This window comes from Collinsella sp. AF08-23 (genome assembly GCF_003479805.1).
Classification (GTDB): domain Bacteria; phylum Actinomycetota; class Coriobacteriia; order Coriobacteriales; family Coriobacteriaceae; genus Collinsella.
The window spans coordinates 9,442-27,496 of record NZ_QUHV01000004.1; the positions used below are offsets into that span (position 1 = coordinate 9,442).

Annotated in this window: 13 protein-coding genes; 12 read left to right on the forward strand and 1 reads right to left on the reverse strand. The window is 58.7% G+C overall.

What is annotated here, in order from left to right:
• Window positions 1-57: 57 nt before the first annotated feature.
• The 11 genes from DWV48_RS03185 (at window position 58) to DWV48_RS03240 (ending at window position 14,234) form a co-directional block, all read left to right on the forward strand.
• Entirely contained in the window at window positions 58-1,449 is a 1,392-nt protein-coding gene (locus DWV48_RS03185) for a PTS transporter subunit EIIC (RefSeq protein ID WP_118653401.1), read from the forward strand.
• 58 nt (window positions 1,450-1,507) lie between these two features.
• Window positions 1,508-2,956 (forward strand): M81 family metallopeptidase, encoded by a 1,449-nt coding sequence (locus DWV48_RS03190; RefSeq protein ID WP_118653403.1) that lies wholly within the window; start codon window positions 1,508-1,510, stop codon window positions 2,954-2,956.
• 135 nt (window positions 2,957-3,091) lie between these two features.
• A complete protein-coding gene (locus DWV48_RS03195; protein WP_233546093.1) occupies window positions 3,092-4,528 on the forward strand; it encodes a glycoside hydrolase family 1 protein in 1,437 nt (478 codons plus the stop codon).
• 20 nt (window positions 4,529-4,548) lie between these two features.
• Window positions 4,549-5,949 carry a Xaa-Pro peptidase family protein gene (locus DWV48_RS03200; protein ID WP_118653407.1) on the forward strand — a complete coding sequence of 467 codons (1,401 nt, stop codon included), beginning with the start codon at window positions 4,549-4,551 and terminating at the stop codon, window positions 5,947-5,949.
• 636 nt (window positions 5,950-6,585) lie between these two features.
• Entirely contained in the window at window positions 6,586-8,016 is a 1,431-nt protein-coding gene (locus DWV48_RS03210; RefSeq protein WP_369834773.1) for a sensor histidine kinase, read from the forward strand.
• Window positions 8,017-8,417: 401 nt separating this feature from the next.
• Window positions 8,418-9,251 carry a phosphate ABC transporter ATP-binding protein PstB gene (pstB, locus tag DWV48_RS03215; RefSeq protein WP_118653510.1) on the forward strand — a complete coding sequence of 278 codons (834 nt, stop codon included), beginning with the start codon at window positions 8,418-8,420 and terminating at the stop codon, window positions 9,249-9,251.
• Between the two features lie 31 nt (window positions 9,252-9,282).
• Window positions 9,283-9,960, forward strand: a complete 678-nt coding sequence (locus DWV48_RS03220) for a response regulator transcription factor (RefSeq protein ID WP_118653413.1) — start codon at window positions 9,283-9,285, stop codon at window positions 9,958-9,960.
• Window positions 9,961-9,993: 33 nt separating this feature from the next.
• Complete coding sequence (locus tag DWV48_RS03225; RefSeq protein ID WP_233546095.1) at window positions 9,994-11,436, forward strand: ATP-binding protein; 1,443 nt, start codon at window positions 9,994-9,996, stop codon at window positions 11,434-11,436.
• A 149-nt stretch (window positions 11,437-11,585) separates the two neighbouring features.
• Window positions 11,586-12,269 carry a transaldolase family protein gene (locus DWV48_RS03230; RefSeq protein WP_118653415.1) on the forward strand — a complete coding sequence of 228 codons (684 nt, stop codon included), beginning with the start codon at window positions 11,586-11,588 and terminating at the stop codon, window positions 12,267-12,269.
• A 176-nt stretch (window positions 12,270-12,445) separates the two neighbouring features.
• Entirely contained in the window at window positions 12,446-13,288 is an 843-nt protein-coding gene (locus DWV48_RS03235) for a transketolase (protein WP_118653417.1), read from the forward strand.
• Window positions 13,289-13,292: 4 nt separating this feature from the next.
• A complete protein-coding gene (locus DWV48_RS03240) occupies window positions 13,293-14,234 on the forward strand; it encodes a transketolase family protein (RefSeq protein ID WP_118653419.1) in 942 nt (313 codons plus the stop codon).
• 200 nt (window positions 14,235-14,434) lie between these two features.
• Here DWV48_RS03240 and DWV48_RS03245 read toward each other — a convergent pair whose 3' ends face one another.
• Window positions 14,435-15,400 carry a hypothetical protein gene (locus tag DWV48_RS03245; protein ID WP_118653421.1) on the reverse strand — a complete coding sequence of 322 codons (966 nt, stop codon included), beginning with the start codon at window positions 15,398-15,400 and terminating at the stop codon, window positions 14,435-14,437.
• A gap of 480 nt (window positions 15,401-15,880) precedes the next feature.
• Here DWV48_RS03245 and htpG point away from each other — a divergent pair, with 480 nt between their 5' ends.
• Complete coding sequence (htpG, locus tag DWV48_RS03250; protein WP_118653423.1) at window positions 15,881-17,905, forward strand: molecular chaperone HtpG; 2,025 nt, start codon at window positions 15,881-15,883, stop codon at window positions 17,903-17,905.
• Window positions 17,906-18,055 lie beyond the last annotated feature (150 nt).

Here is an 18,055-nt window from a genome sequence, read left to right on the forward strand (position 1 = left end):
CGGTCAATAGGAGGCTTGGCTTCCCGTTATGTTCCTGCTTTACAGAAGGGGTAAACGATGGGCAAATACACAGAGATGTCCAAACAGGTGTTGGCAAACGTGGGCGGAGTGGAGAACATCTCCCTTGTGGAACGCTGCGCTACGCGTTTGCGCATCCGGTATATCCAAAAGTCGAACGTGGATATTGAGGCGATTCGTAACGTCGAGAACGTTGTGGGCGTCGTAGAGAAGAGCGGCCAAGTTCAAGTAGTCATCGGTCCAGAGGTTAACGATGCTTACCATGAGTTCCTTGATGTTTCCGGCTGGAAGCCCTCAGGTGAGGAAAGTCTTGTTGTTGACGATGAGCCAGAGACCAAGGATTTCATGTACTGGCTGAACAAGCTGGGAAATTCTTGCGCTGCGATATTCATGCCGATCATTCCTGCGCTTATCACTGGAGGATTGATTCTCGCCATTAAGAATTTGATGGTGAATTATCTTGGGTTGGGTGTTGAGTCGGGTACTGCTCAGGTTTGCCTAGCTATTTTCAGCGCGGGGTTTTCGATGCTTCCCGTCTGGATCGGTTGGACGCTCGCCAATCAGCTCAAGATGGAACCCATCATGGGCGCATTTCTCGGTGCAGTTTTGGTCAGTGGGTCGATCAGCGGTGTTGAGGGCCTCGACTTTATGGGAATCCCGATTCCGACCGTAGATTACAATTCGAGCGTCATACCTGTGGTGCTTGGCACAGTCTTCATGTTCTACGTTGACAAGTTGCTCAAGAAGATCATTCCGGAGATGTTCCGCTATTTCTTGAAACCGCTGTTTACGATGATTGTTGTGGTTCCAGTCACCCTCATCGTGCTTGGCCCCATCGGCACGGAGCTTTCCGGTTTTGTCGGTTCGCTTGTTATGAATCTGTTTGGCGTGGCGGGCGCCATCGCCATGCCCATTTGCTCTGCCCTGTATCCCTATATGGTGATGCTTGGGCTGGACAAGGCCATGAATCCCATTATGGTCGAGAGTATTGCCAGCATTGGTTACGACTTGGCAATTATGCCCATGGGGTATATCTCCAATCTTGCAGTTGGTGGAACGGCGTTGGCAGTCGCGCTTTCGCTCAAGGACAAGGGTCGTCGCGGAATGATCGCCTCCTTTGGCGTAACGGCTCTCTGCGGCGTTACGGAGCCGGCGTTTTATGGTGCGCTGATTATGCGTCCTCGAATTTTGATTGGTACCGCTGCGGGTGCCATTGTTGGTGGATTCGTTGCTGGCCTCTTTGGTTTGCAGAATTATGTTGCTGGTGGATGCCCGGGATTTCTGTCGCTCCTTTTCTTCCTTCCGGCAGACGGATCGATGGGCAACATGATCCTTGCAATCGGGTCGGGTGTTCTCACGGTTGCCGTCGCCTTTATTGTTTCGACAATTATTCTCAGGAAGCTGGGAAACGCAGAGAACGCTGTGAAGTAGCTTTTGAGTGGCGTGGCGTCAAGCTCGTCCCGCCATCAATATCTTGTGAGGTGGGAGCATGAAGGTCCTTGTCGCACAGTTTATCGCGGAATGTAATGAGCATATTCCCAGCAAGATGACACTCGACTGTTTTGATACCCGCTATGGCGCGGATGCAATCGATCAGATGAACCTCGGCACGGTGTTTGGCGATGCGGGGATAGAGGTTATTCCATCCATATATGCAAACGGGTTTTCTGGCGGGCTTATTGAGCGGGGCGCGTTCGATTATCTCGAGGGGCGATTGCTCAGCGATATTCGCGAGCACCTCAGCGAGATCGACGGCATGATGCTTCATTTGCACGGAGCGGGAGAAGTTGAGGGACTTGGGTCTAGTGAGCACCACATTCTTCATGAAGTGAGGAACATAGTTGGCCCCTACATGCCGATTGTGGTGCCTTGCGACTCTCATGGCAATCTGTGTGCACAGTACGTACGCGAGACGACGGTCATCCGTTCGTATCGCGAGAGCCCACATACCGATCTTGCAGATACGGTCAAAATATGCTGCCGCATGCTTGTCGATTTGCTGAAAGATCGTCAGGATATCCGGCCGGCGTATCGTAAACTACCCCTCATCCTGGGCGGGGAGCAGTCCGTCTCGGCTGACGAGCCGGTGCGCAGCATCAACGTGTTCATGGATGAGATGGAGAAGGACCCCCGCGTTCGGTCCGCCTCCTGGCACGTCGGCTACATCCGCCACGATACCGATGTCGCGGGCTGCGGTGTCGTGGTCGTCCCCCAACGAGGCGAGGACCAGGAGTACGCCGAGCGGAAGGCGGACGAGCTCGCGACGTTCGTGTGGGAGCGCCGCTGCGAGTTCCGCTACACGGGACTCACATTGGAGCCGGAAGATGCACTGTCATCCGCGTTGGCAATTGAGTCTGGAACTGCCTTCTTGGCGGACTCGGGCGACAATGTGACGTCCGGCGCGACGGGTGCAAACACGCTTGTCCTACGTCAGGTTCTTTCTAGCGCTGGTGCGGCGGGTAAACGTGTGCTGTTCGGAGCAATCACTGATCAGGATGTCGTGGGTCTTTTCAGCGGCAAGGATGTTGGGGCTCGTGCGCATATTTGCCTCGGCATGGATATCGATGAGCTGTCAGCTCCCGTTGAATTGGACGTGGTCCTGCAATCTCGTGGTCGAATGGAAGGCTTTTTGGGTTATCAGGGTGACTACGGAGAGGGGATTCTCGTGTCCGTAGAGGGCCTGGTGGACCGCTCTATCGACATTATGGTTATCGAGACGAGTCATGGTATGGTCGAACGCCATCAATTCGAGGCGATCGGCGCCAAATGGGAGAACTACGACCTTGTCGTTGTCAAACAAGGCTACATCTTCCCGGAAATGAAGGGGTTCGGTGCAATCTCCGTCATGTCACTTACCCCGGGTGCCACGTACCAGAACACTGCGAAGCTTCCTCTCAAGCGCATCATGCGTCCGATGTATCCCATTGACGATATTTGATGTGCAGGCGCGTCTCTTCGTTTGGAGAGGCGCCGCTAGGGATAGCTTGATCAATCCGTTGCTCGTCAAGCTATTCCTACCGGCGTGCTATTGAAAGCTCGAACGATTGCAAAGTTGGTTGAAAGGATGGTTCTGATGGACCGCAAGCAATTTCTTTGGGGCGGTGCGACTGCAGCCTATCAGTGTGAAGGCGCATGGAATGAGGATGGAAAAGGATTGGGCGAGTGGGACGTGTTCTCACACGAGAGTCCATTGAATATCAATGGTGCGACGGGAGACGTGTCGTGCGACTTTTATCATAGGTACCAAGAGGACCTCGACCTTGCTGCCGAAGGTGGACATAACACGTTTCGATTCTCCATTTCATGGTCACGCATCCTGCCGAGCGGAACGGGGGAAATCAATCAAGGCGGTGTCGATTTCTATAATCGCGTTATCGACTATTGCCTTTCCAAGGGCCTTGAGCCGAATGTCACGCTGTTCCATTATGATTTGCCCGACGTGCTGGCACGGAAGGGTGGCTTTGCCAATCGCAAGGTCATTGATGCCTTTGTTGAATATGCAGAGGTGTGCTTCCGTGCATTCGGTGACCGCGTGAAGCTCTGGGTAACAATCAATGAGCCGCGTTACTACGCCTATTGCAGCAACATGGTTGGCAATTATCCGCCGAATCATGAACTCGATTTCGACCGTTATTTTAAGGTCGTCTACAACGAGGCTGTTGCAAGCTCGCGGGCTGTTGCGTTGTATCGGTCGCTGGGACTCGATGGCAAAATCGGCATTGTAATTGATAACTGTAATGTGGAAATCGCGCCCGGGACCAAAGATCCCCAGGGCATTCGTCTCAAAGCCGAGCTGTTCTATGACCGACTGATGCTTGATACGCAGCTGCGCGGAGAGCTGCCTGGAGCATTGATTCCCTTTTTGAGGGAGAACGGCATAGATGATTCATTTGTCCTGTTTGAAGACGCATTGTCTTTCGAGCAGGGTACATCGGACTTCCTCGGCTTGAATTGCTATAACCGCATGTACCTTACTGATTACAGTGAAGGCCCGACCGAGGTCTTTCACAATAACAAGGGAGCGGGGTCAAAAAAGAAGGAAGGCATCCGTATCAAGGACTGGTTTGAGACAACGGACGACCCGACCACCAAGCGCAATCTATGGGGTCGAGAGATTTATCCGCGCTGCATGTATAACGCACTTATGGGAATCAAAGAGCGTTACGGGGACATCCCTGTGTATATCACCGAGAATGGACACGGCTGTTACGAGCAGGCAGATGAGAGCGGATACGTCGAGGATGACGATCGCATTGAGATGATGCAGGGCTACATTGATAACATGTTTGAGGCGATGAAAGACGGATGCAATGTGAGGGGTTACTACGCCTGGTCGTCCATGGATCTGTACAGCTGGGTGAATGGCTATGAAAAGCGCTACGGTTTGGTTCGCGTTGACTTTGCGGAAGGTGCGGACCTCAAGCGCATTCCAAAAAAGAGCTACTACTGGTTCAAGAGCCTGATACGGGATTATCTGGCAGGCAGTGAGCATCCGGGGCACAATTATTAAGTATGGAAGGGCAACTGATTATGGATAAACGTCATGTACAGCTCGTCAAGGTTCCTGAACCCTTGCGTGATTGTTCGGGGAAACCTGTCCCCTTGACAGACGATACGATTCAGGAGCGCTTGGACAAAGTTCTTGATGGCATGCGCCGCCGTGGTCTCGACCAGCTTGTCATATACTGCGACGTTGAGCATTCGGGAAACTTTAACTATCTTGCCGGCTTCTTTACGAGGTTTGAAGAGTCGTTGCTCATTGTGAATTCGGACGGCGAATTGCATTTCGTTTTGGGTAATGAAAACCTCAACAAGGCCTCGAAGGCTCGAATTGCGGTGGAGCAAGATGGCGTTGTTCATGCGCCGCTCTTTTCTTTGCCAAATCAGCCGGATGTGGTGGGCAAGACGCTGCGAGAAATGCTCAGTGATGCGGGTGTTGTGCCGGGCTCGCGGGTGGGGGCTGTTGGTTGGAAGATGTTTACCAGCCCGCATCAGGACGCTGACGCCTCTATTGACCTGCCAGCATTTATCGTGGATGAGCTGCGCTGCATCATTGGGTCTGATGGCCTCTTGGTGAATGCGGCGGACATTTTCATTGGCGAAGGGGGCGCTCGCACTACAAACAATGCCAATGAGCTGGCGCATTATGAGTTTGGAGCATCGCTTGCGTCCGATTGCGTGCTCGACGCCATGGACTCGATCGAGCCTGGTGTCACCGAGTTGGAGCTTGGAGATAAGCTGGTGCGCTACGGGCAGCACACGAGCGTGGTTACGATTGCCGCCAGCGGCCCTCGCTTTGAAAAAGCCAATATGTTCCCAACGGACAATATGGTAAAACTGGGCGATCCCATCGCACTGACTGTTGGGTATAGCGGCGGTCTCTCAAGTCGCTCTGCATATGCAGTATCGTGTGCGGAGGATCTTCCTTCTGGCTGTTCCGATTACATCGAACGTGTCGCTGCGCCCTATTTCCACGCCTACGCCCATTGGCTTGAGACGATTCACGTTGGAATGGAGGGCGGCGAGCTGTTCAACGAGATTGAGCGGGTGCTCCCTCGGTCTGACTATGGCTGGAGTTTGTGTCCGGGGCATCTGACCGCAGAGGAGGAGTGGCTGAGCTCTCCGGTATATGAGGGGTCTGTGGAAACGCTTCGCAGCGGGATGCTCTTCCAGATCGACATCATTCCCTCGGTGTCGGGGTACGGTGGGGCAAACGCGGAGAGCACGGTTGCCCTCGCGGATAGGGCACTGCGCGAAGAAATCGCCTGGGAGTATCCTGCGTTCTGGTCCCGTGTTGTGCAACGGCGCGCATACATTCAAGATGTGCTCGGAATCGACCTCAGTGAGGACGTTCTCCCCATGTGCGGCACCGTTGCATATCTGCGTCCATATCTCCTTGCCAAAGACAAGGCGCTCGTGCTGCGCAAATAACGTTTGCCTATGCGATGGGCGGCCATCCTTGCAGGGACGGCCGCCTTTCATCTTCAGAGATAGCGTGCGGATAAGCCGCGCTGACGATCGACCGATGCTGATAAGCTCCTTTGCTCTTGTGTCGTGTTCTCTCGTCATGCCTCGCATCGTTCGCCCGTGCGCGTCGGCGAACGGGGCAGCCTCGCGCGCCTGCTCAACGGCCTTGGAGCCGTGGTCAGGGTGATGCACCTCGATGCCCATAAGCCCCGCTTGGACGAGCTCGGGAATCTGGCTCCATGAGTTCATCTGTCCGGCGTGGGCGAGTGCGGGCACGCCTCCGTGTACCCGTATCGAGGTTCGCGCGAACGCGAATCCGTCCGTCCGCCTATTGTATTCCCTTGCTCGGCATTGAGCGGGCGCATTGCTCGGCGGGGCGTTGTTCGCAGCGCCCCGCATCAAGGCACGCGGAGACTCGCCCCCACTTAATCCTCGCTTAATGTACCCGCATACCGATTGATGCGGGGCTGCATTGGTCATAATGGATGCAGGAATGTAATCATGGTCGCGCGCGATCATGCCACCCCCGGGCGAGAGCGAGTGGCTATGTGGAACGATAAGCAGGTATCGAGGCGAGGGGGCCATTTGCCCGTGAACCCCATGACGGGTGCGCCGAACACGCGGACGGGCAACGCAGCGGACGTCGCCGTATCGTCGGACGCGACTCCAACGGGTTCTTCCGCCCCATCTCCCAAAGGCGGAACCAGAGCGGATGGATGCGGCTTTGGCACACCCACCGCCAGCGCGCCCCTCGCATCTGGCCCCCGTGATTCGGCTTCCTCGCTCGCGGGGGACCGCACGTTCACCACGTCGAACGACTCCATGGACGAGCTCCTTGCCAAGATGCGCAACATCCTCGACAGCCGCCTGCTCTCCATCGTGGTACTCGTGCTGATATCGTTCTCGGTGGTGGCGAGCGAGAACTTCCCCGCCTTCCTCATCGTGGTCGTGGTGGGGTACATGCTCATCGACCGCTTTATCACGGCCCGCCGCGCAGTTACGCTCGGCGGCCTTGCGTGGTTCATCGTCCTGTTCTTGGGCCGCCTGTTCACGATGGGCGCCGGCAGGCTTTTCATTGACCTCGACTACCTGTTCATGTTCTGCGGCTTCTTGCTCGCGCTCGCGGTGTGCGGCGTCTTTTTCGCCGGGCGCGCGATGTATTACATGGGGTACGACCGCGGCCAGGCCCTGGCAGATCGTGCGATCGCCGCGCATCTGGTCGACCGTCTCATCGAGCACCCCGAGAACGTGGCGAATCTTGACGGTACGTTTCTCGAGGTGGAGGGCGCTATCAATCGCGTGCGTAACCGCGAACGTCAGGTGGCGGATGCTCTGCGCGACGAGGCCCGCCGCAAAGACGACCTCGTCACCTATCTCGCGCACGACCTCAAAACGCCGCTGGCGAGCGTGGTGGGCTACCTCTCGCTTCTCGAAGAGGCTCCCGACTTGCCCGTTGAGCAGCGCGCTCGCTTTACGGGCATCGCGCTCGACAAGGCGCACCGCCTGGATGCACTCATTGAGGAATTCTTCGACATCACGCGCTTCGACTTCCACGACATCGTGCTTACCCGCGGCTATGTTGACTTGGCGTTGCTGCTCGCGCAGGTCGCCGACGAATTCTACCCCATCCTCACCGAGCAAGGAAAATCAGTTGAGGTGCAGGCACCCGCGAGCCTTATCGTGCTCATCGATGGCGACAAGATGGCGCGCGTGTTCAATAACGTGATGAAGAACGCGATCGCGTACAGCTACGAGGGGTCGACCATTCGGATCTTTGCCGAGCAGACGCCCGACAGCGTGGTCGTGCGCTTCGAAAACCAGGGCGACCCAATTCCCGCTCCCAAGCTCGGCATGATCTTCGAGAAGTTCTACCGGCTGGATGCCGCGCGCGCGACCAACCGCGGTGGCGCGGGGCTTGGCCTGGCGATCGCCAAGGAGATCGTTTCCGCGCACGGGGGCACCATTTCCTGCGCTTCCACGCCCGAGGCGACGGTTTTCACCATCGAGCTGCCTAACGAGTCGCGTGGTTAGCGTGGGCTAGATGAGCTTTTTCGTACAGAAATTGGATTTATCGAAGTAGACAGATGGGGCATGCTGCGGCGAACTGCGGTTTTGTTGCCGCATCGCGCCCGTTGAGGCTGCTCTACTTTGCAAAATCGAAAAACAATACGAAAAAGCTCAAGAAGCTCCCGATCACAACCTCAATGCGGCGCCCGTTTCCAAATTGAGGTCCCCAGATTGAGGTTCAGAACCTTCCGATCGCGGCTCCTGCGAGTTCTTAACATCCACGCGCATCGCGAGGTTGTTCCTTACAGGCTCCTTACATATGCCTTTCCGGCCTTTGAGGTGGACTCCGTATCATTCTGTGCGCTATGACGCTCATGTTGAGGAGGACCCAGGTGGATCGAACGTCTGAGGAAAGCGCCCTTGCCATGGCCCGCGCGGCCGAGGCGGCGGCATTGCGCGAGGTTGGCGCGCCCAAGATCGACCTGGGCGGCACCGTGCCCGTACACCACGCCACGCGCCTTTCCGTGAGCCACGTCGACTTGTTTTACGGTGACCATCATGCGCTCAAGGACGTGTCCATCGATATTCCGGAGCGCGAGATCACCTCGTTCATCGGTCCGTCCGGCTGCGGAAAGTCCACGCTCCTTCGCTGCTTCAATCGCATGAACGACTACGTTAAGGATTGCCGCGTTGAGGGCTCCATCAAGCTCGATGGGCAAGACATCTACGACGGCCTCGACACCACCTTGTTGCGTCAGCGCGTGGGTATGGTCTTCCAGCATCCCAATCCGTTTCCCATGAGCATCTACGACAACGTGGCGTATGGTCCGCGCGGCATGGGTGTCAAGAGCCGTTCGGAGCTGGATGGCATAGTCGAGGAGTCCCTGCGCCGCGCCGCGCTGTGGGATGAGGTCAAGGACAAGCTGAAGTCGTCGGGCCTTGGTCTGTCCGGCGGACAGCAGCAGCGCCTCTGCATCGCCCGCGCGATTGCGGTCAAGCCGCAGGTCCTGCTCATGGACGAGCCCACGAGCGCGCTCGACCCCATTTCCACGGTGCAGGTTGAGCAGCTGGCGATGGAACTTAAGCAGGATTACACCTTGGTAGTGGTGACGCACAACATGCAGCAGGCATCGCGCATTTCCGACTCTGTGGCGTTCTTCCTGCTGGGTGAGCTGGTTGAGCATGGCACCACCGCGCAGATCTTTAAAGCTCCGCGCGACCAGCGCACGGCGGACTACCTCACCGGCCGATTTGGGTAAAATCCACCAATAGGCGAGAGGAGCCGTTCCTATGATTTACTACGTCGAGGACGATGACAATATTCGGGGTCTCACCCTCTATGCGCTGCGCCAGCAGGGGATAGAGGCTGAGGGGTTCGCATCGGACAGCGAGTTCAAGGCTGCCGTTGCGCGTCGCGTCCCCGATGCGGTTCTGCTCGACATCATGCTGCCCGACACCGATGGCCTCGAGATCATGCGGCGCCTGCGCGCCGACCAGGCCACCGCGACGGTTCCCATCATGATGCTCACCGCCAAAGATTCCGAGCTCGACAAGGTCGTGGCGCTCGATGGCGGCGCGGATGACTACCTCACCAAACCGTTCTCCCTCATGGAGCTCACGAGCCGCTGCCGCGCCCTGTTGCGCCGCGGCGGCATGTCCAATCGTCCCGCGCCCGAGACGCTTTCCGTGGGAGGCATCGAGCTTTCCCCCAGCCATCGCGTGGTGCGCGTTGAGGGACAGGAGCTCAAGCTCACGCTGCGTGAGTTCGACCTGCTCGAGTACCTCATGCGCAAGCCCGGCGTGGTCTTTACGCGCGAGTCTCTTTTGCGCAGCGTGTGGGGCTGGGACTTTGACGGCGGCTCGCGTACGGTCGACGTACATGTGCAGACGCTCCGTCAAAAGCTGGGCGATTACGCCGATCGCATCGAGACGGTGCGCGGCGTGGGCTATCGTTTGGCAGACCTGTAAATGACGCCTCGATGCGGTCGCGTGAGTTCGCGCGTGGCCAAACGCTCCCTTTCCAAGCGTGTGTTCGCCACGATGCTCACCATGTCCCTCATCACGATCGTGGTGTTTGCCCTTGCGCTCACCTTGTTCATGCAAAAGCGCCTGGTTGATTCGACATCCGAGGAGCTGGCTAGCGAGGCGCGCGTTGTGGCGGCCTCCCTCAACAGCTCTCCAAGCTATGTCGGCATGCTTAGGCGTCTGCAGCAGGACGATACGCGCATCACACTTGTGGGGAAAGACGGTGACGTGTTGTACGACACCGATATCGACGAGAGCAAGATGGAAGACCACGGGGATCGTCCCGAGATCGAGGAGGCGTTTGAGACCGGGAGCGGTTCTTCTGACCGCGCCAGCTCAACGCTGGGCGAGGTCATGCTGTATGAGGCGGTTCGCCTGGCGGACGGCAGCGTGGTGCGCTTGGCAAAGGGCGAGGCGGGATACCTGTCTGTTCTCTGGTCGCTTGCCGGGCCCGTGGCGATTTTGACCGCCGTCGGCGTTGTGGTCTCCGTTGCCGTGGCGCGCCGTGAATCCAGTCGCATCATCGAGCCGCTGCTCGAGGTGGACCTTGACCATCCCCAGCGAAACGCGCAAAACGCCTACGCCGAAATGGAGCCCATGTTGGAGCGTATTGAGACCCAGCGCCAAGAGCTCAAGCGCCAGGTGCGTGTGCTCGCCAACAATGATCGCATGCGCCGCGAGTTCACGGCGAACATAACCCATGAGCTCAAGACGCCGCTCACCACGGTTTCGGGTTACGCGGAGCTCATCGCCAACGGTATGGTGACCGACGAGGCAGATCTGCGCGACTTTGGACGTCGTATTTACAACGAGGCGGGAAGGCTCACTTCCCTTGTGAATGACATCCTCACCTTGTCCAACCTGGACGAGGCGGAGCGCTCCGAGGACGGTGCCGCGTCGGCGACGCTGGGCACGCGCGAGCCCATCGACGTGCCGCGCACGCTTGATGGCATCGCCCAGCGCTTGGAGCAAGTCGCCCAGCGCGCGGACGTGCGGATTGAGCTGGCGTGCGAGCCTGCCATGGTGGTGGGTGTTCCGCGGCTCATCGACGAGCTTGCGTACAATTTGGCGAGCAATGCCATACGCTACAACCGTCCCGGCGGCGTTGTGACGCTCTCGTGCGGCGTTGAGCAAGTCGGCGGATCGGATGCAGATGAGGCCTCGGGGCTCTTTGCGCCGTACATCTGCGTTGCCGACACGGGTATTGGTATCGCCGCTGAGGAGCAGGGCAAGATCTTTGAACGGTTCTACCGCGTGGACAAAAGCCGTTCCAAGGCTCGCGGCGGCACGGGATTGGGTCTCGCCATTGTCAAGCACGCCGCGGCGTATCACGGCGCGCGCATCGAATTGGATAGCGAGCTTGGCCGCGGCACCAGCATATCCGTGCACTTTCCGGTGCAGGAGCTGCCGGAGCTGTAAAGCAACCGCCCGTGCGGGAGCCCGCTGGCGGGCCGGCTATGTAAATTCCCGACCGTTTGTCGATGCCAAAACGCTTTAGCCTCAAAACGCTTGCGACGCAGCTTTTATACTGTGCTTTGTGTCGCACGATGCCGCGAGAAGGGTTTGAGATGAAGTTCTTTATCGACACGGCAGATCTCGAGGAAATCGCCGAGGCCAAAAGTTGGGGCTGCTTGGCGGGCGTGACCACCAACCCCAGTCTCTATGCCAAAACGGGTGGTAAGCTCGAGGACTTCGAGCCGCACATGCTCAAGATCGCCGAGCTGTGTGAGGGCTTGCCCGTCTCGGCAGAGGCGACGGCGAACACTGCGGAGGGCATGGTCGAGCAGGGCCGCCGCCTTTCCGCGCTCGCACCGAATATCGTGGTCAAGCTTCCCATTTGCGAAGCGGGCTTGACTGCATGCCGCGCCCTTGCAGACGAGGGCGCGCGCGTGAACATGACGCTCATCTTCTCTGCGACGCAGGCGCTTTTGGCTGCCAACGCCGGCGCCCGCTACGTGTCGCCGTTCGTTGGCCGTTACGACGACATTGCGCTCGACGGCCTTGCCCAGCTTGGGGATATCGTGACGTGCATCAAGAATTACGATTGGTCGGGCAAGAATCCGGACAGTCGAGTTGAGATCATCACCGCTTCCGTGCGCACGCCCAACCACGTGACGCAGGCGGCGCTCATGGGAGCGGATATCGCCACCGTGCCCATGAAAGCCCTCAGAAAATGCCTGCATCACCCGCTTACCGACGCCGGTCTCGCCGCTTTCGAGGCGGATTGGGAGCGGGTTGCATCTGCTCGCTAGGTCCTTTCGCTTGATTCTCAAAACGTCTTGTGGTCAAGCGTTTTATCGCAGGTAGATGTCTCAATTTCACATTGTAAGGTTTTGAATTTACCGTTTGCTTTCGACCCTCCGCCACGTCCTGCCGCTATGATTACCCTGGTAACGCGCCACCGCTCACATGCAAGGAGGCATTGTCCATGAGCGATGAGGAACTCATCCAGATTGCCAATGAAGTTAGAAAGGGGGTCGTGGTCGGAACGCATGCCGCCAAGTCCGGCCATCCCGGCGGCTCCCTCGGCTCAGCCGATATCATCACGTATCTGTATTTTGAGGAGATGAACATCGACCCGAGCGACCCGCGCCGCGCGAATCGTGACCGGTTCGTCCTCTCTAAGGGTCACTGCGCCCCTGCCCTGTATTCCGTGCTCGCCGAGCGCGGGTTCTTCCCCAAAGATGATCTTGAGACCCTGCGCCATGTTGGTAGCCACTTGCAGGGCCATCCCAACATGAACGACACTCCCGGCGTCGACATGTCCACTGGCTCGCTGGGTCAGGGCATCTCCGCCGCGGTGGGCACGGCGCTCGCCGCCAAGCACTGGGGCGATGCGTATCGTACGTTCTGCCTGCTGGGCGATGGCGAGATCGAGGAAGGCCAGGTGTGGGAGGCCGCGATGTTCGCCGGCAACCACCATCTCGACAACCTCGTGCTCATCGTCGATCACAACGGCCTGCAGATCGACGGCAGCATCGAGGAGGTCAACTCCGCGATGCCCATTGCCAACAAGTTCGAGGCCTTTGGCTTCCACGTCATCGAACTCGCCGACGGCAACGACATGGCGCAGGTGCGCGCTGCGTTCCAGGCTGCTCGCGAGGTGAGCGGCAAACCCGTGTGCATCGTCGCCGAGACGGTCAAGGGCAAGGGCGTCTCCTTCATGGAGGGCCAGGTGGGCTGGCATGGCAAGGCCCCCAACGACGAGCAGTTCGAGCAGGCAATGGCCGAGCTTGATGCCCGCGCGGCCGAGCTCGCGAAGGAGGCGTAAGGCAATGGCAGACGTTAAGAGGATCGCCACGCGTGTGAGCTACGGCGAGGCGCTGGTCGAGCTCGGTGCGGAGCACGATGACTTCGTGGTGTTCGACGCCGACCTTGCCGCGGCGACGCAGACGGGCAAGTTCAAGGCCGCCTACCCCGACCGTTTCTACAATGCCGGCATCGCCGAGGGCAACATGATGGGCCTCGCCGCGGGTGTTGCCACCACGGGCCGCGTTGCGTTCGCGAGCTCGTTTGCGATGTTCGCCGCAGGCCGTGCGTTCGAGCAGATTCGCAACTCGATCGGCTATCCGCATCTCAACGTGAAGATCGGCGCCACGCATGCCGGCATCTCGGTGGGCGAGGACGGAGCCACGCACCAGTGCAACGAGGACATCGCCCTCATGCGCACCATTCCCGGCATGACGGTCGTGGTTCCCGCCGACGACGTGGAGGCCCGTGCCGCCACGCGTTGCGCCTATGCGACGGACGGCCCCTTCTACCTGCGCTTTGGCCGTCTTGCTGCGCCGGTGATCAACGACCCTGATACCTACGAGTTCGAGCTCGGCCGTGCCGTCGTCATGCGCGAGGGCACCGATGTGTCCATCGTCGCTTGCGGCCTTATGGTGTCCGCCGCGCTTGAGGCTGCAGAGGTCCTTGCCGCGGAGGGAATCTCCGCCGAGGTCGTCAACATGCACACCATCAAGCCGCTCGACTCGGAGGCACTCGTCGCTTCCGCTTCCAAGACCGGCCACGTGGTGACGGTTGAGGAGCACTCCATTATGGGTGGCCTTGGTGAGGCGTGCGCGGCCGTTTTGGGCGAGCAGTGCCCGGTGCCCATGCGCCGTGTTGGCGTTCGCGACACGTTCGGCGAGTCCGGCCCGGCGCTGGAGCTTTTGGACAAGTACGGCCTCAACGCCGAGGGTGTTGCCGCCACTGTGCGCGAGGTGCTTGCGTAGAGGGTCCGCTCCCGCCTTCACGCCGACATGCGATGAAACGCGGTGCCGCTTGACGCGGTGCCGCGTTTTTCATTGGTGCGAAATCGCATGCTCGATTGGCTGGGATTCTCATGCTCGATCGGTGGGGCTCGCATCTTCGATTGGCGCGGCGCCGCACTTTCGACAGCAAAGCTCGCGGTGCCGCGCATCCGCGACCCCCGTCAGAATTCGTTGCCTCCATATCTGGTTACGGTCGGCATGAGCTGCATTCGCAAAATCTTTTGGAGCGTATGGAATCCGCTGGTGCGAATGCGCTTGCGAGAGCCCAGGGCGCGGAACAGATCGTCGGTGAACTGCTGGAATAGGTGCTCATCGACAAGATCCTCGTACCACACGTTCAAGATGGTGAATCCGGAGCCGACGATTTTGTTTTGTCGCCGCGCATCCCGCCCTGCCGCCTCTATGGAGTGGAACTCCTTTCCTTGGTATTCAAGGCCGACGCGCTGCCGGGTGAACCCGATGTCGACGCGCCGCCTCCCGACGGGCGTCGCGACGGGATGGTTCATCGAGATGGGACCGAGACCTAGACCGCCCATCGTGGTGGGCAGCGAGACAAGCATGGCCAGGACGGTCTCCATAGGGGAGTTTGACAGGCCGTTCACGTATTTGAGCAAATTACGCGCCCGCTTGATGCCGGTGACCCTGTGGATGGAGTCGGTGAGCCTGCCGATTTTCTCGGTTGATGTAAGCGGTTTCTCGGTGCACGTGAGGCCGTCCCACGAATCATCGAGAACATAGGTGCCGCAAAGCTCATATCCCAAGCTGATGATATCGAAGTTGCTCCAGGTGTTGTCGCCCGCAATCTGGATGAAGGAGAGTTCGGGACTCACCGTCCAGAACGATCGGTCGATTTTTATGAGCGACCGAGGAGGAAGAGGGCGGTAGCATGCCGTGACTTGGGTATCTTGACGTTGGTTGTATCCGCGGTTTCCATCGACGAGAACGTGATATGGCTTGCTCACGATGCCGTGGACGGTCATGTCATCAGCCAGGAGCTGCCGCGGCGGAACTGACAGGCCGGTGACCTGGCCGGTCCTCGGCTTGTCGAGCAGCGTCGGGATGAGGCGTTTGCTCGATCGGTAGAGTTCGAGTGCGGAGGCGCCGCACGCGCAGACAACTTTCTCCATGCATAGACGATACGCTCTTTTCTGCATTTCGGCGCATTTTTGCCAAAGTGGTCAAAAAACTACTTCATACAGTATTTCTTGTCTCTTTTTGTCGTTGGCTGGGCGTCGAGTGCATCACGGTTGATGCATGGGCGGCACACTGCTGTGCATTTCTTCATAAGTGACGGGTTTTACGGCCATTTCGATTTAGAGACGCGATGCAACGTAATTACAAATACTGTATGAATATAAATCGTGACCGCAATTGGCCGCAGCGAGCATCGAACGGTGAGGCCTGCTCTCCACGGGGTGCCAATAGCCCGCAGGTGACGGGCTGAGACTTCAGGATGCCAATTGTGTCATCTGAATCTAAGTGGTAAACGCTTAGGTTTTATGAGTTCAATTATGGGTACCATGGAGGCGTTCAGTAGATGTGCGCCGCTTGCCGGCGCACAAGCCGGCGAAAGCCGGCTAGACGACAGCAGAAAGGGCGTTGCGCGCATGCAGCAATTTAAAACCGAGAGCAAGAAGCTCCTCGACCTCATGATCAACTCGATCTATACCAACAAGGAGATCTTCCTGCGTGAGCTTATCTCCAACGCGTCGGATGCGGTGGACAAGCTCAACTTCAAGAGTCTCTCCGACTCGAGTATTCAGCTCGGCAACGACGACCTTGCCATCCGCGTCTCGTTTGACAAGGACGCGCGCACGCTTACCGTCTCCGACAACGGCATCGGCATGACCGCTGAGGACCTCGAGGAGAACCTCGGCACCATCGCCCATTCCGGCAGCCAGGAGTTCAAGCGGGAAAACGCCGAGCACCAGGGCGGGGATGTCGACATCATCGGTCAGTTTGGCGTGGGCTTCTACTCTGCGTTCATGGTTGCCTCCAAGGTCCGTGTGGTCAGCCGCGCCTTCGGCGAGGACACGGCGCACGTATGGGAGTCCGACGGCCTTGAGGGCTACACCATCGAGCCCGGCGAGCGCGCCGAGCACGGCACCGACGTCATCCTCACCATCCGCGAGAACGTCGCCGGCGAGAATGGCGAGCCCGGCGAGAACTACGACACGTATCTTTCCGAGTGGGGGCTCAAGGACCTCATCAAGCGCTACAGCAACTACGTGCGCTATCCCGTCCAGATGATGGTCACCAAGAGCCGCGAGAAGGAGCGCCCCGCCGACGCCGGCGACGACTACAAGCCGGAGTACGAGGACTACGAGGAGCTCGAGACCATCAACTCGATGACTCCCATCTGGAAGAAACGCAGCTCGGACGTGTCGGAGGAGGACTACAACGAGTTCTACAAGTCCACGTTCCACGACTTCGAGGATCCGGCGCGTACGGTGAGCTTCCACGCCGAGGGCACCCTCGAGTACGACGCGCTGCTCTATATCCCGAGCCGCGCACCGTTCGACCTTTACAGCAAGGATTACGAGAAGGGCTTAGCGCTCTATAGCTCCAACGTGTTGATTATGGAGAAGTGCGCCGACCTGCTACCGGATTACTACAATTTCGTGCGCGGCGTGGTGGACTCCCAGGACATATCGCTCAACATCTCACGTGAGACCCTGCAACACGACCGCCAGCTCAAAGCCATTGCCAAGCGCGTGGAGAAGCGCGTGACGAGCGAGCTCGAGAAGATGCGCGACGACGACCGTGAGACGTACGAGAAGTTCTTTGAGAACTTCGGCCGTGGGCTCAAGTTTGGCATTTACTCCAGCTATGGGATGAAGGCCGATGAACTTGCCGACCTGCTGCTGTTCTGGAGCGCGCGCGGGAACAAGATGGTGACGCTTGCCGAGTACGCCGCCGCCATGCCGGAGGGCCAGAAGGCGATCTACTACGCGGCGGGCGATGATCGCGAGCGCCTGGCCAAGATGCCCGTGGTAAAGGGCGTGCTCGACCGCGGCTATGACGTGCTCCTGCTCACGGCCGATGTTGACGAGTTCACCTTCCAGGCCATGCGCGGCTACACCGCCAAGCACATGCCCAAGGTTTACGAGGACGACGCTGCCCGCGAGGCGGCCGCCAAGGCCGTCGCCGACGGCGCGGAGCCCGAGACCGAGGACCGCTTCCTCGAGCTCAAGAATGTGGCGACCGGCGATCTCGACCTCGCGACCGAGGACGAGAAGAAGGATGCCGAGGAGGCTACGAAGGAGCACGGCGACCTGTTCGAGGCCATGAAGGAGGCCCTTGGCGACAAGGTGGAGAAGGTTGCGGTCTCCGCGCGTCTGACCGATGCCCCCGCCTGTATCACCACCGAGGGTCCGCTGTCGCTCGAGATGGAGAAGGTGCTTGCGCGCGGCCCCGAGGCCGATCGCGGCGAGATGCCCAAGAGTCAGCGCGTGCTTGAGCTCAACGCCAAGCATCCGGTGTTCGACAAGCTCGTGGCTGCTCAGGAGGCGGGCGACCAGGATAAGCTCTCCCTGTATGCCGGTCTGCTCTACGACCAGGCGCTGCTCGTCGAGGGCATCCTGCCCGCCGACCCGGTGGCGTTTGCCCAGAGCGTCTGCGAGCTCATGTAGATTGCTCGCTCGCACATTTACCGGGAATTCATAGCTAAGCAATAGACCGGGGCGCCCTACAGGGCGCCCCGGTCTATTGCTCGGAGGGGGGTGATGCGCCGCAAATACGCAAATGTTGGGTTAAAAGTGGGGGTATGCGAGTAAAGGCGA

Coding starts and splice junctions, on each gene's coding strand:
- DWV48_RS03185 (WP_118653401.1), top strand. CDS start 58: ATGGGCAAATACACAGAGATGTCCAAACAGGTGTTGGCAAACGTGGGC.
- DWV48_RS03195 (WP_233546093.1), top strand. CDS start 3,092: ATGGACCGCAAGCAATTTCTTTGGGGCGGTGCGACTGCAGCCTATCAG.
- DWV48_RS03240 (WP_118653419.1), top strand. CDS start 13,293: ATGGCAGACGTTAAGAGGATCGCCACGCGTGTGAGCTACGGCGAGGCG.
- htpG (WP_118653423.1), top strand. CDS start 15,881: ATGCAGCAATTTAAAACCGAGAGCAAGAAGCTCCTCGACCTCATGATC.
- DWV48_RS03235 (WP_118653417.1), top strand. CDS start 12,446: ATGAGCGATGAGGAACTCATCCAGATTGCCAATGAAGTTAGAAAGGGG.
- pstB (WP_118653510.1), top strand. CDS start 8,418: ATGGCCCGCGCGGCCGAGGCGGCGGCATTGCGCGAGGTTGGCGCGCCC.
- DWV48_RS03200 (WP_118653407.1), top strand. CDS start 4,549: ATGGATAAACGTCATGTACAGCTCGTCAAGGTTCCTGAACCCTTGCGT.
- DWV48_RS03230 (WP_118653415.1), top strand. CDS start 11,586: ATGAAGTTCTTTATCGACACGGCAGATCTCGAGGAAATCGCCGAGGCC.
- DWV48_RS03190 (WP_118653403.1), top strand. CDS start 1,508: ATGAAGGTCCTTGTCGCACAGTTTATCGCGGAATGTAATGAGCATATT.
- DWV48_RS03220 (WP_118653413.1), top strand. CDS start 9,283: ATGATTTACTACGTCGAGGACGATGACAATATTCGGGGTCTCACCCTC.
- DWV48_RS03245 (WP_118653421.1), bottom strand. CDS start 15,400: ATGGAGAAAGTTGTCTGCGCGTGCGGCGCCTCCGCACTCGAACTCTAC.
- DWV48_RS03210 (WP_369834773.1), top strand. CDS start 6,586: ATGACGGGTGCGCCGAACACGCGGACGGGCAACGCAGCGGACGTCGCC.